9 protein-coding genes are annotated in these 12,360 nt (G+C 67.2%); 5 read left to right on the top strand and 4 right to left on the bottom strand.

What is annotated here, in order from left to right; translation table 11 throughout:
- Positions 1 to 13: 13 nt before the first annotated feature.
- Both rplQ and truA read left to right on the top strand, forming a co-directional pair.
- The gene (rplQ, locus tag AC5Y5W_RS15190; RefSeq protein WP_500010896.1) at positions 14 to 604 is read left to right on the top strand and encodes a 50S ribosomal protein L17; all 591 of its coding nucleotides are present in this window, start codon (positions 14 to 16) and stop codon (positions 602 to 604) included.
- Between the two features lie 7 nt (positions 605 to 611).
- Complete coding sequence (truA, locus tag AC5Y5W_RS15185; RefSeq protein ID WP_500010894.1) at positions 612 to 1,481, top strand: tRNA pseudouridine(38-40) synthase TruA; 870 nt, start codon at positions 612 to 614, stop codon at positions 1,479 to 1,481.
- Positions 1,482 to 1,489: 8 nt separating this feature from the next.
- Here truA and AC5Y5W_RS15180 read toward each other — a convergent pair whose 3' ends face one another.
- Positions 1,490 to 2,155 (bottom strand): cutinase family protein, encoded by a 666-nt coding sequence (locus tag AC5Y5W_RS15180; RefSeq protein ID WP_500010892.1) that lies wholly within the window; start codon positions 2,153 to 2,155, stop codon positions 1,490 to 1,492.
- A gap of 18 nt (positions 2,156 to 2,173) precedes the next feature.
- Positions 2,174 to 2,893, bottom strand: coding sequence for a cutinase family protein (locus tag AC5Y5W_RS15175; RefSeq protein WP_500010890.1), 720 nt, complete (start codon positions 2,891 to 2,893; stop codon positions 2,174 to 2,176).
- A 131-nt stretch (positions 2,894 to 3,024) separates the two neighbouring features.
- On the opposite strand from AC5Y5W_RS15175, the gene eccB reads away from it, so the two are divergent.
- Positions 3,025 to 4,437, top strand: coding sequence for a type VII secretion protein EccB (gene eccB / locus AC5Y5W_RS15170; protein WP_500010888.1), 1,413 nt, complete (start codon positions 3,025 to 3,027; stop codon positions 4,435 to 4,437).
- Here the strand turns inward: eccB and mycP are convergent.
- Both mycP and eccD read right to left on the bottom strand, forming a co-directional pair.
- Positions 4,378 to 5,763: a type VII secretion-associated serine protease mycosin gene (gene mycP, locus AC5Y5W_RS15165; RefSeq protein WP_500010988.1), complete on the bottom strand. Its 1,386-nt coding sequence runs from the start codon at positions 5,761 to 5,763 to the stop codon at positions 4,378 to 4,380. The genes eccB and mycP overlap by 60 nt on opposite strands.
- Entirely contained in the window at positions 5,763 to 7,142 is a 1,380-nt protein-coding gene (eccD, locus tag AC5Y5W_RS15160) for a type VII secretion integral membrane protein EccD (RefSeq protein ID WP_500010886.1), read from the bottom strand. Before eccD ends, mycP begins: the two co-directional genes overlap by 1 nt.
- A gap of 187 nt (positions 7,143 to 7,329) precedes the next feature.
- Here eccD and eccCa point away from each other — a divergent pair, with 187 nt between their 5' ends.
- Both eccCa and AC5Y5W_RS15150 read left to right on the top strand, forming a co-directional pair.
- Positions 7,330 to 11,115: a type VII secretion protein EccCa gene (gene eccCa, locus AC5Y5W_RS15155; RefSeq protein ID WP_500022392.1), complete on the top strand. Its 3,786-nt coding sequence runs from the start codon at positions 7,330 to 7,332 to the stop codon at positions 11,113 to 11,115.
- Positions 11,112 to 12,323 (top strand): type VII secretion-associated protein, encoded by a 1,212-nt coding sequence (locus AC5Y5W_RS15150; RefSeq protein ID WP_500010882.1) that lies wholly within the window; start codon positions 11,112 to 11,114, stop codon positions 12,321 to 12,323. The genes eccCa and AC5Y5W_RS15150 overlap by 4 nt, the downstream gene beginning before the upstream one ends.
- Positions 12,324 to 12,360: the final 37 nt, after the last annotated feature.

Raw genomic sequence — 12,360 nt, 5'->3', positions numbered from 1 at the left:
ACAGGAGCGTCCAATGCCTAAGCCCACCAAGGGGCCTCGTCTCGGCGGGTCGTCGTCGCACCAGAAGGCGATTCTGGCCAACCTGGCCACGGCGCTGTTCGAGCATGGCCGGATCAAGACCACCGAGCCCAAGGCGCGGGCACTGCGGCCCTACGCCGAGAAGCTGATCACCCACGCCAAGAAGGGCACGCTGCACAACCGGCGCGAGGTGCTCAAGAAGATCCGCGACAAGGACGTGGTGCACACCTTGTTCGCCGAGATCGGACCGTTCTTTGCCGACCGCAACGGCGGATACACCCGCATCATCAAAGTCGAGGCGCGCAAGGGTGATAACGCTCCGATGGCGGTGATCGAGCTGGTGCAAGAGAAGACGGTGACCTCGGAAGCCAACCGGGCCCGCCGGGCAGCCGGATCCAAGGCGGCGCCCGCGGTTGCCGCGGCCGCCCCGCAGGCCGCCGTCGAACCGGAGGCGGCGGTGGGGCCGGAGGCTCAGGAGGTGGCTGACGCCGAAGCCGGCGAAGCTACCGACACCGGCGCCACCGAGGAGGCCACCGACGCCGTGGCGGACGACGAGGAAGCCAAGGCTGACTCCGACGACTCCTGAAAATCTCGTGAACGGGCCCGCCATCGACGCCGGTGGCGGGCGCGTTCGTCTTCGGTTCGATATCGCCTACGACGGAACAGAATTCGCGGGCTGGGCCGTGCAGGCGGGCCTGCGCACCGTCGCCGGTGTCCTCGACGAGGCGCTGTCGACGGTGTTCCGCACGCCGGTGCGGCTGCGCGCGGCCGGACGCACCGACACCGGCGTGCACGCCACCGGTCAGGTGGCCCATGCCGATGTCCCCATCGAGGCGCTACCCAACGCCTATCCGCGCTCGCCGCGACCGGCTGAACCGGAATTCTTGCCGCTGATCCGGCGACTCGGTCGGCTGATACCCGCAGACGTCCGTATCCGCCGAATCATCCGCGCACCGGCGGCTTTCGATGCCCGCTTCTCGGCGCTACGCCGCCATTACATCTATCGGTTATCGACTGCGCCGTACGGCGTGGAGCCACACCAGGCCCGTTACGTCACGGGTTGGCCGCGGGCGCTGGATGTGGAGGCGATGACGGAGGGCTCGCGGGAGCTGGTGGGACTGCACGACTTTGCCGCGTTCTGTCGTCACCGCGACGGCGCCACCACTATTCGTGATCTGCAGCGGCTGGACTGGTCGCGCGAGGGCGAACTGGTCACTGCCCACGTCACCGCCGACGCGTTCTGCTGGTCGATGGTGCGTTCGTTGGTCGGGGCGTTGCTGGCCGTCGGCGAACACCGCCGCAGCGCCGCATGGTGTCGTGATCTGCTCACCGTTACTCACCGGTCCAGCGACTTCGCGGCGGCGCCGGCGCGGGGGTTGACGTTGGTCGGCGTGGATTACCCGCCGGACGACCAGTTGGCGGCGCGATCACTGGTGACTCGCGATCTCCGATCGCGTGACTGAGCGTATGGCTAGCGCAACCGGTCTGCGACGAAATCTGCGGCCTGATCGACCATGCCCGCCTTGATGTAGGCGGGAGCCATGTGCTCCGGCCAGTTGGTCCGCCAGGTGTTTGGGTCGGCGGGATTGCAGATCGGATCGGCGCCGTGACACAACTCGATGGTCCGGTCGTTGTAGATCGGGTTGAAACTCGTGATCGGTCCGACCCATTGGCTTCCGTTGCCGAATAGCGCCACCGCGGCGACGTGTTCGTCGGTGCCCGCAGGCAGCGGATTGCTGAACCCGAAAATAGCGGTCGGAACGGCGAGTACCACATCGGTGACGGCGGCGCCCAGCGAATAGCCGCCGAGCACGAGTCGAGTGTCGGGGCAATTGTCAGTCATGTACTGAACGTGCCCGCTCATATCATTGGCGCCCCGTTGAACATCGGTGTTGGCTGCGTAGTTGACGGCGTACAGGCCGATGTTCTTCTCCGGCACCCTCGACCGCAGCGCGCTGAGCAAGGCAGTGCCGATCTGGCCGGCGCCGGCCGGCTCCAACCGGCCACGGGCGAACACCAGCTGGGCATCCGAGCAGGATGCCGCGGTGGCCGCCGGTGCGGGTGCAGTGACCAGCACGGCCGCGGCGAGCAACACCGCAACGACGAGCGGCCGTGGATCCACCGAGAGAATGCTCACGGCACGATATTAGCCGCTCTAATTGATGTGCACGCCGTATTGCATGTGCGGCTGCCCTACCAGCAGCTTGGCAGCGACGAACGTCGCGGCCTGGGTGGTGTAGGTGGGCACGTAGCCGTCGGTGTGGTCGCTCCACTCGTTGCCAGGGCCGGCGTGGCAGATGGGGTCGCCGGGGTTGCACAGGTCGATGGTCTTCGATCCGAGCAGTGCGCTCTGACTGGAAAGCGGGCTGCCCGACCGGCCGACGATATTGCCGAAGGTGGCCACCGCCGCAATGTTGTCGGCGTATTGGGCGGGCAACGGGCTGCCCCACGAAACGCCGCCCACCGGAACTCCGGCGACGATGTCGATCACCGACGCGCCCTGCGAGTATCCGCCCAGCACGATCTTGGTGTCCGGGCACTCTTGAACGACCTTCTTGACCCGCGAAATGGTGTCGTTGGCGCCGTCGCCCCCGCCCAGTTGGAGCTTGCCGGCCGGATAGTTCACGCCGTAGGTGTCGATGTTCATCCCGGTCTGCTGGCGCAGCGAGCCGACCAGGGCATCACCCACACGTCCCAGGCCGCGCGGCTCGCCAGTACCGCGGGCGAAGATCACCTCGGCGTCGGGGCAGTCGGTGGCTGCGGCCGAGGGGACAGTGGCCGGGAACACGCTCGGTGCGATCACCATTGCGGCGGCGGCCAGTACTGCAGCGCTCAGGCTTGCCCAGCGACGGTATCGGGATGCCAGCTGACTCATCTGGTGGTAGTGCACGTGGAGATATTACCGTTAGCCTGCCAAATCTTCATTTCGGCGAATGTCGACTGTGGATCGAAGGGCACGGCAACACCGCTCGGCGGCCTATCGTGACGCCAACCCCGGGGGGCCGCATGGCATCACGAGCATCCACTCGATTGCACGTCAGCGGGTACCGATTTCTGCTGCGTCGCATCGAATGCGCGCTGCTGGGCAGAGATATCCGCATCGCCGACGAACCGTTCCGTACCCCGGCGCAGGCCTTGGCGACAGGGGCCGTGCTGGCGGTCGTGGTGATTACCGCGTGCGCGGGGCTTGCCGTGCTGCGCCCGCAGCCATCGTTGGGCGACGGGCCGATTCTGATGGGCCAACAGTCCGGAGCGCTCTACGTCCGGGTTGGTGACGTCGTGCATCCGGTGCTGAACCTGGCCTCGGCGCGGTTGATCACGGCAACCGCGAGCAATCCGCAGCCGGTACCGGAGTTGGTGTTGAGCCACACCAAACGCGGCCCCGCGATGGGTATTCCCGGTGCTCCGCAGTTCTTGGCGCCGCCGCTACCGGCCGACCAAACACCCTGGACGGTCTGCGATGACCACGACGGCACCACGATCATCGTCGGCTCCGCGCAGACGTCCGCACATCGCCTTTCGGCGGCCCAGACCGTGTTGGTCACGGCGGACGCCGGTGCATCAACGTATTTGCTCTACGACGGGCGTCGCGCGGTGGTCGACGTCGCCGATCCCGCCGTCGCGCGTGCGCTTCGGCTGGAGAACGTTGTGCCACACACCGTTTCGCATGTATTGCTGAATGCCATCCCGGAGGCACCCGCGATTGCCGTGCCGCAGATTCTCCGCGCCGGCCAACCCGGTCCGGTAGCCGGATTCGCGGTCGGCAGTGTGCTGCGGATAACGCATGCCGGCGGTGACGAGTTATATGTCGTGCTTAGCAGCGGAATTCAGCGCATCGGGCAGGTTGTCGCGGATCTCTTGCGGTTCACCGATGCGCACGGCACGCGCACCATCATGTCGGTGGCGCCCGACCTCCTCCGCGGCATTCCGAGCGTGACCGAATTGCCGCTGGCCACCTTTCCCGGGCAAGCTTCGACACCGGTGGATGCCGGCGCGGCGCTGTGTGCGAGGTGGGTTAACGCGGCATCGGGTAATACCGAGGTCTCGTTCAGCACCGGCGGCTTGCCCGTACCGGTGGGTGAGACGCCGGTGCTGTTGTCGCAGGCGGACGGAACCGGTCCCGCGGTCGACGCGGTGTACCTTCCGCCTGGTCGCAGCGCCTACGTCCGGTCCACGACGCTATCCGGCGGCGACGCCGAATCCGGCACCCGATATTTGGTGACCGATACCGGGGTGCGGTTCGCCGTCCACGACATCAACGCCGAACGTGACCTTGGCCTGCCGCCGACGCTAATCCCGGCGCCCTGGCCGGTGCTGGTCACGCTGCCGCCAGGTCCGGAGCTGAGTAGAAAAAGCGCGTCAATCGCCCGAGACACCGTCGGTGCGGGGCGTGGCGGGAGCCGAGCGGGCACGCCGTAGCCGGGCCGAGAGCGCGCCGGCGCTCAGTGCTGCCGTCAGTACCGTCAGACAGACCGCTGTCCCGGCGTACGCGGTGTTCCGGGGGCGACGATCCGGCGCCGGAGGCGGGACCGGCGACGGGATGACCACCGGTGAGTCGTGGGGCCGGGGGGCGGAATACGCCGGTGCTTCGGTGCTGACGGCAGCGCCGACGTCGATCAGCCCATTGCCCACGAGCGGATCCCATCCACCTGGCGGATGATGAGCGGTGCCTTCGATGCGTTGCATCACCTGCCTGGCCGTAAGTGTCGGAAACCGGGAACGGACCAGCGCGGCAAGGCCGCTGACCACCGGCGCGGCGTAACTGGTACCGGACAAGGCCGTGGAATCGCTTTGGTCGCCAACCGAATTCATCGTCGTGTCGCCGAAGGGGCTGAGAGAGATCACCGATTCGCCGGGTGCGGCCACATCTACCCACGGTCCGGCGAGCGTGAACGAGGACGGCTCACCGTGGGCATTGACCGAACCCACCGTCAGGACATAGTCGTCGTACCACGCCGGGCTCACCACGACCGTCGCGGTGTCCCAGGTGGTTTCGGCTCGTGGTGCCGGACACTGCCCGGAGCCACCGGTGTTGCCGGCCGCTGTGACCACGACGGCGTTCTTGACGTCGACCGCATAGGCGAGCGCGGCGCCCAGCGCGCGGTCGTCGAGCGCCGATGAGGCCGGGACGCAGGCGACCGACGAGATGTTGATCACCGATGCGCCAAGGTCGGCTGCGGTACGGACGGCTTTGGCCATGGTATCCACGTCACCGAATCCGGTGCTCGACGGATCGCCGACCGCCCCGAATTTGCTGCTGGACTGCCGGATGCTGATCAGTGTGACATCGGGGGCGACGCCGCTGAAGCCATCGATGTGTTTGGGATCGGGTGCGGCAGCGATGATCCCGGCGACGGCGGTGCCGTGCCCATCGCAATCCTGCAGGCCGTCGCCGGTGAAGACATAGTCACCGCCGGGCGCCGTTTCCGGCAGCCTTGGGTGCGGCGAAACGCCGGTGTCGATGACTGCGACCCGTTGACCCGACCCGCGGCTGAGTTGCCAGGCCTGCGTCACACCAAGGCCGGCAAGCTGGTCGGCGGCGTGGTCTGCGGACGGCGCCATCGACGGTACCGCGCACATCTCACGCTGCACGGTGGGCTGCGGCGGCGTCGGCGGCGCCGGTTCGGGCAGCCGGCTGTTGTCGATCGGCGGCGGCGTTACCGCTTCCGCGACCGGCGTAGCGCACGCGGAAAGCGCGAGCAGCACCACGGCTGCCACGGCGTGTAGTGCGCTCTTGGGAGGTATCACAGGCTGAGACCGCGTGCAACGGCGTAGAAGCCGCAGATCCAACAAGCCAGCGGCGCAATGGTTGCCAGCACCAGACACTCCAGCAGCGCAAAGGCTCGCTGCGCGATCGGAGAGAAGGTGACCGCGGGAACGATGAAACCCAGGCCCAGCGCAACGGCTGCCAGCGCCGATGTCGCCGCAGCAGTCCACACGATGTGAGCCGCACCCGCGATTGCCGCGACCACGAACGCGACGCTGAACGCTGCTGATCCGGTCGCAACGAGTACCACGGTTCGCGGTGTGCCGCGTTGTGAACGTGCCCGTGCCAGCAGCACCATCCCGGTCAGCGCCGCAAACGCCACCCCCAGCATGCGTGGGCGTGCGGTAACTGCAGCGCCCGCGGATCCTAACGCTGCTGAGGTCGCGAATGCGGCGACCAGACTGGTCAGCCAGGCGTCCGCCCGAAACGCTCTGCTACGCAGGCCTCCCGGGTCGGGCACCGGCTCAGTGGCGGGCTCTGCTGGTAACCGCGGTGATAATCCGGCCACCAGGATCGATAGCCGCGGGGATGCCTCGAGTAGAGCCAGCGATATCACCGCGAAAGCTGCACCGACGACGTGCAGCGGCGCGGCGGTGGCCACTACCAGCAACGCGGCAAGGGCGGCAACGCTCGTAGAGCAGGCTATCGCCGTCAATGTGATGGTGCCGCAGCCGCTTCCGTGCGTCGCTACTACGGCTGTGACGGCCGCCGCCGCCGCGGCGAGCAACGCTTTGGCGGCGCTGATCCCCCCGGGGACCGCCAGCGCGCCGGCGAGTGCGACGAAGCCGGTGGCCAATAGGCTCAGCGTCAGGCCGGCAACGGCGTCGTCGAATCCGCGATGCGCCATCACGGCCGCCAGCAGCGCGCCGCAACCGGCGGCAGCCGCAACTGCGGTCGCGGCGCCGACATGGCGGGCATCGGTGGTAACCAGCACCGCTCGAATCACCATCAGCGCGCCGAGACTGGCCAGCCAGACTGCCGCCAGCGCACCGGCGAGCCGGGCCGCCCGCGGGGTCCACGGCCGAGCATGCTCGACCAGTGTGGCCGACACCGCTTCGGCAGTGTCGTCATCAAAGCAGGGCGTTGCTAATGCGGTCGACGTACTGGACAAAGTCAGCACGGCGCCATCTCGGATACCATGCTGCGCCAGGGATTTCGAGGCTTCGAGGGCGGTATGACCTGGGGTAGTGAGTTGGTATCGGACTGCTGTCTGTTCGCGGTCATGAGCATGTCTGTCGCCCAGAATGTCCACGATCGACGGGATCAACGTCGCGAGAGCCACACCGCCCGGCAGCACCAGGTCGACGCTGACGTCGTCGGCGTATACCGATACGCGGCGCGGTTGTGAGTCAGCCACCACGATCTCCCTCGAGTGAATGCGGACGTTGATTGCGGCACGTTAGTCAGCTGCGCGAGTGTACGTGTGCACTGATCCACAGCTGACTTGTCAACGGCTGCGGCACTGCTTACGGTTGCCCATCGCAATTCGGTAGGAGAGGGCCGAGGTGGACCAGCGCGAAAGTAGCTCTGCGACCGAGAGGTTCGTGCCTGGACCACGTCTTCCGGCGCCCACCGTCGAAACCGGGGACATCGCCGTGGCCGCGCCCCCGCAGGTGCCCCCGGTCGGGCAGGCCAAGCCGGTGAATCGACTGCTGCCGGTCGTGATGGCGGGCGCCGCGGCGGCAATGATGGCGATGTTCGTCTTTTCCCGGTCGGGCACCGCGCGCAATCCGATGTTCATGGCGCTTCCGCTGATGATGGTGATCTCGGCGATCGTCACGGCGATCACCGGGCGGGACCGAGGGCGCGCGGACATCGGCCGTGACCGCGCCGACTACCTGTCCTATCTCGGCGATCTGCGCCGCGCCGTTACCAAGTCTGCTGCCGCACAACGCGCATCGTTGGACTGGCGACATCCCCACCCCGATTCGCTGTGGACGCTGGTAGGTGGCCCCCGAATGTGGGAACGACGGCCGACAGACTGCGATTACTGCGAAGTACGGATCGGCACCGGTACACAGCGACTTGCCACCGGCTTGTCGCCGCCGCAACTCGAGTCGGCGCACACCTCGGATCCGGTCACCACGACGGCGTTGCTGCGGTTTCTGCGCACCCACTCCACAATTGGCGACGCGCCGGTCACGATCGCGCTCCAGAGCCAGTCCGCGGTGACCATCGCCGGTGATCAAGCACACGCACGCGGCCTCGTTCGTGCCATGATCTGCCAGTTGGCCGTGCTGCACAGTCCGGGCCGGCTACTGATCGCCGCCGCAAGCGATGACGGCAACCGACAGCATTGGGATTGGCTGAAGTGGTTGCCACACAACCATCATCCCCACGCCCGGGATGACAGCGGCCCCGTTCGAATGGTGTATCCGACGGTGGCCGCCGTCGAGAAGTCGATCGGCGGCCTGCTGTCGCAGGACACGCTAGCTCCGCGGTTGGTGGTGGTCGTCGACGGGGCGATGCTGGAGGTCCGCACTGGCTACGATGCGCCGGTTGCCACCAACAGGCTGGAGGTGGCAGATAAGACCCTGTCCCTCGACGGTCAGATGCTCGGCCGCCCAAACCGGATGGACCTTGTTGCTGCGACCGTGTGCGCCCGCAGACTGGCCGCCTATCACGCCGAGCACTCGGACGCCGGGGAGTCCGCGTCCGCCGGTCGGCCACGCTGGCAAGACCTGCTGGGCATCGACGATCTGACCGGCTTTGCGCCGAAACCCTTCTGGGACAGTCAGCGTCCGCCTGACCTGCTTCGTATCCCGATCGGCACGACTGACGTCGGCGCGACAGTGGAACTCGACATCAAAGAGGCCGCGCAAAACGGGATGGGGCCACATGGGCTCTGCATCGGGGCCACCGGATCCGGCAAGTCGGAGCTTTTGCGATGCGTTGCGCTGGGCATGATCGCCCGGCATTCGCCAGAGGTGCTCAACTTGGTCCTCGTCGACTTCAAAGGCGGCGCGACCTTTCTCGATCTGGAACGATCCCCACACGTCGCAGCGGTGATCACCAACTTGTCGGATGAGGCACCGCTGGTTGCGCGGATGCGAGACGCCCTGACCGGCGAGGTGAACCGGCGCCAGGAATTACTCAGGACCGCAGGCAATGTGGAGAGCATCGCCGCATACCGGCGCGCACGGCGGGTCAACGCGCAATTGCCGCCGTTGCCTGCGCTGTTCATCGTTGTCGACGAGTTCTCCGAGCTGCTGAGCCAACAGCCGGACTTCGCCGACGTCTTCGTGTCGATCGGACGCCTCGGCCGCTCGCTGGGCATGCATCTGCTGCTGGCCAGCCAGCGACTTGACGAGGGCAGGCTGCGCGGGCTGGACTCACACCTGTCCTACCGGATCTGCCTGAAGACGCTGTCGGCCAACGAATCACGCTTGGTCTTAGGAACTTCCCAGGCCTACGACCTGGCGGGCGCCCCAGGGGCAGGCTATCTGCGTACTGCGACGGGCGAGCTGACCCGCTTCCAGAGCGCATACGTCTCCGGGCCCTACCCACCCACATACCGGCTCGCTGCGCCCGCTTTCACCGCCCCGCGCGCCGCGCAGCCCGCGGTTCGACGGTTCACCGCCGCGCCGGCGGGACCGGTCACACTGTGTCGCGCTGCGCATGTCGATGCCGCCGGGCGCACCGTTCTGCAGACGGTGGTGGATCGAGTATCCGGTCATGGGCCGCCGGCGCATGAGGTGTGGTTGCCGCCGTTGGGCGAGGCTCCGGCATTGGACACCCTGCTCCACGACGTGGCAGCGCGTGACCTCCTCGTTCCGATCGGCATCGTCGATCGCCCATTCGAGCAGCGCCGCACACCGTTGACCGTCGAGTTATCCGGAGCCGCGGGCAATGTCGCCGTGGTCGGGGCACCTCAATCCGGCAAGTCGACAGTGCTGCGCACGCTGATCACCGCCCTGGCCGCCACCCACGATCCGAGTCTGGTGCAGTTCTATTGCCTGGACTTCGGCGGTGGTGCGCTGACGTCGGTGCGGTCGCTGCCGCACGTAGGGTCGGTGGCCGGCCGGGCGGAAGCCGACCTAGTGGTTCGCATGGTCGCGGAACTGGAGTCACTCGTCGGATCCCGGGAGGCGTTGTTCCGTGGCCACGGGATCGAGTCGATCTCGCAGTATCGCGGGCTCAAAGCTCGCCGTGACCCGGTGTGCGATCGGTTCGGCGACGTGTTTCTGGTGGTCGACGGCTGGACTGCGCTGCGTCACGATTTCGACCAGCTCGAGTCGTCAATCAGCGCCCTTGCAGCTCAAGGTCTTTCGTTGGGTGTGCACGTGGTGGTGGCTGCGTCGCGCTGGGCGGAGCTTCGGCCGCCCTTGCGGGATCAGATCGGCACCCGCATCGAATTGCGGCTCAGTGATCCGGCTGATTCCGAACTGGACCGCCGCCGCGCTCAACAGGTGCCCGAGGGGAAACCCGGGCGGGGGCTTTCTCGTGACGGCCTGCACATGGTGATCGCGATACCCCGTCTCGACGGCGTCGCCTCCAACGCCGGGTTGGCAGAGGCGGCCGTACAGGCGGCGGAGATGGTGCGGCGCCGCTACCCGGGAGAATCCGCACCCGCCATAGCGCTACTCCCTACCCGCGTCGATCACCACGATGTCGTCGAAGTGGCGGGCGATGATCTACGGATGGCTATCCTGCTTGGCCTCGAAGAACGTCAATTGCTTCCTGCGACAGTCGATTTCGACCAACATTCGCATTTGCTGATTGTGGGCGACGGTGGGTGCGGAAAGACGGCGACATTGCGCACCCTGTGCCGCGAAATCGTGCGAACCACGACCGCCGCCCACGCGCAGCTGTTCATCGTCGACTTCCGGCGCACGCTGCTCGGTGTGATCGAGTCCGAACACCTGGGTGGTTACGCGACGTCGCGAGCTGCGCTGGACGCACTGCTGCCGGAACTTCTCGACCTGCTACACAGCCGGCTGCCCCCGCCGCACGTCACCCAGGCACAGCTGCGCGCCAAGTCGTGGTGGTCCGGACCGAACACCTATGTCGTGGTGGACGATTACGACCTGATCGCCACAGCGGCTGGCAATCCGTTGACCGCGATCCTCGAATACCTCCCGCACGCCGGGGATGTGGGTCTGCGACTGGTGGTGGCCCGGCGCAGCGGCGGGGCCGCACGGGCCATGTTCGACCCGTTGCTGGCCGGGCTACGTGACTTCGGTTGCACCGGGCTGATGATGAGCGCGCACCCCGATGAGGGCCCGCTGATCGGCTCACTTCGCCCGATGCCATTGCCGCCCGGACGCGGCACCCTGATCACCCGGACCGGCAGAGATCTGGTGCAGGTGGCTTGGAGCCCACCGCCGTGAGCACACACATCGTCGAGGCGGGCCCAAGAGCGATCCGGCATTTATGTTGCCGCACAACCGCAGACGGCGACGCCCGGATAGCGATGGCCGCGCTGGACGGCATCGACGACCCAGTGGCTCTGGTCGAAGACCATCCGGTATCGGTCGAGTCGTTATGGCGCACAGCGCTGCAGTCACTGGGCTGCGCAGGACGGGAAAGCGTGATCGTCGTTCACCCATCGTGGTGGTCGCCTGCCCGCATCGAGTTGGTCGGCGCCGGCGCCCACAACCTGGCCGACGACGTCGCGATGCGTCCGCGGTCGTGGTTGCTGGCCCAAAAGCCGCCGGCTGAATCACCGTCTGCGACGGCGATTGTCGAGATCGCCGAACACCTGGTGGTCATCACCGGACCCGTGGTCAGGGCCCATCCCCGCCGCGGCGAGCCGCAGCGGGTGGCCGACGCCGTCGCCTGCCTCATCGTCGGGATGACCGCGAACGATGTTGCGACGGTGGTGATCGACGCACCGGATGCGGTGGGTGGCGCCGGTGTGCTGGCGGGGATGATCGCCGATGGCTTGCGCCAGAGCAGCGGTGTCACGGTATTCCGCGTCGACGACACCGAGTTTCGGCGACTCGCCCATGCTGCCGTCGCCGACCACGCGACCTCGGGGACCCAGTCCTCGCCGGAGCGTGGCGGCCATCGTCGTCATCGCTGGATCATGCTGGTCGTCCTGGTGATCGCGGCGGCGCTCGGCTTCACCGCAGTCGGCCGTCGCGAAACACCGGCGCCCGACGGGATGGCGACGACGTTTTTAGTGGAAGGCCGGGTGGCGGTGGAGGTGCCGGCGGCATGGACGACGCAACGGATCCTCACCGGACCCGGATCCGCGCGGGTACAGATCACCTCCCCGTCGGATCCGAACGTGGCGTTGCATCTGACTCAATCTCCCGTCGCCGCCCAGACGCTGGCCGACGCTGCCGAAGTGCTGAAGCGCGCGATCGACGCCGAGCCGCCGGGTGTCTTCGTCGACTTCAACCCGTCGGGCTCCACCGCCGGCCGGGCAGCGGTGACCTACCGCGAGGTGCGCGTCGGGCATGACATCCGCTGGGCCGTCCTACTCGATAGGGCTGTGCGGATCAGCATCGGATGTCAGAGCCGACCGCTCGATGATGACGCCGTGCGCGACGCGTGCGAGCTGGCGGTCCGGTCGGCCCGCGCGCTGAGTTGAATTCGGCGGAACCCAACGCGGCTCGTCGCCGTCCTAT

The organism is Mycobacterium sp. NGS51 (assembly GCF_059812525.1).
The sequence above is the reverse complement of the archived record's forward strand: the minus strand, read 5'-3'. Positions and strand labels throughout refer to the sequence as shown.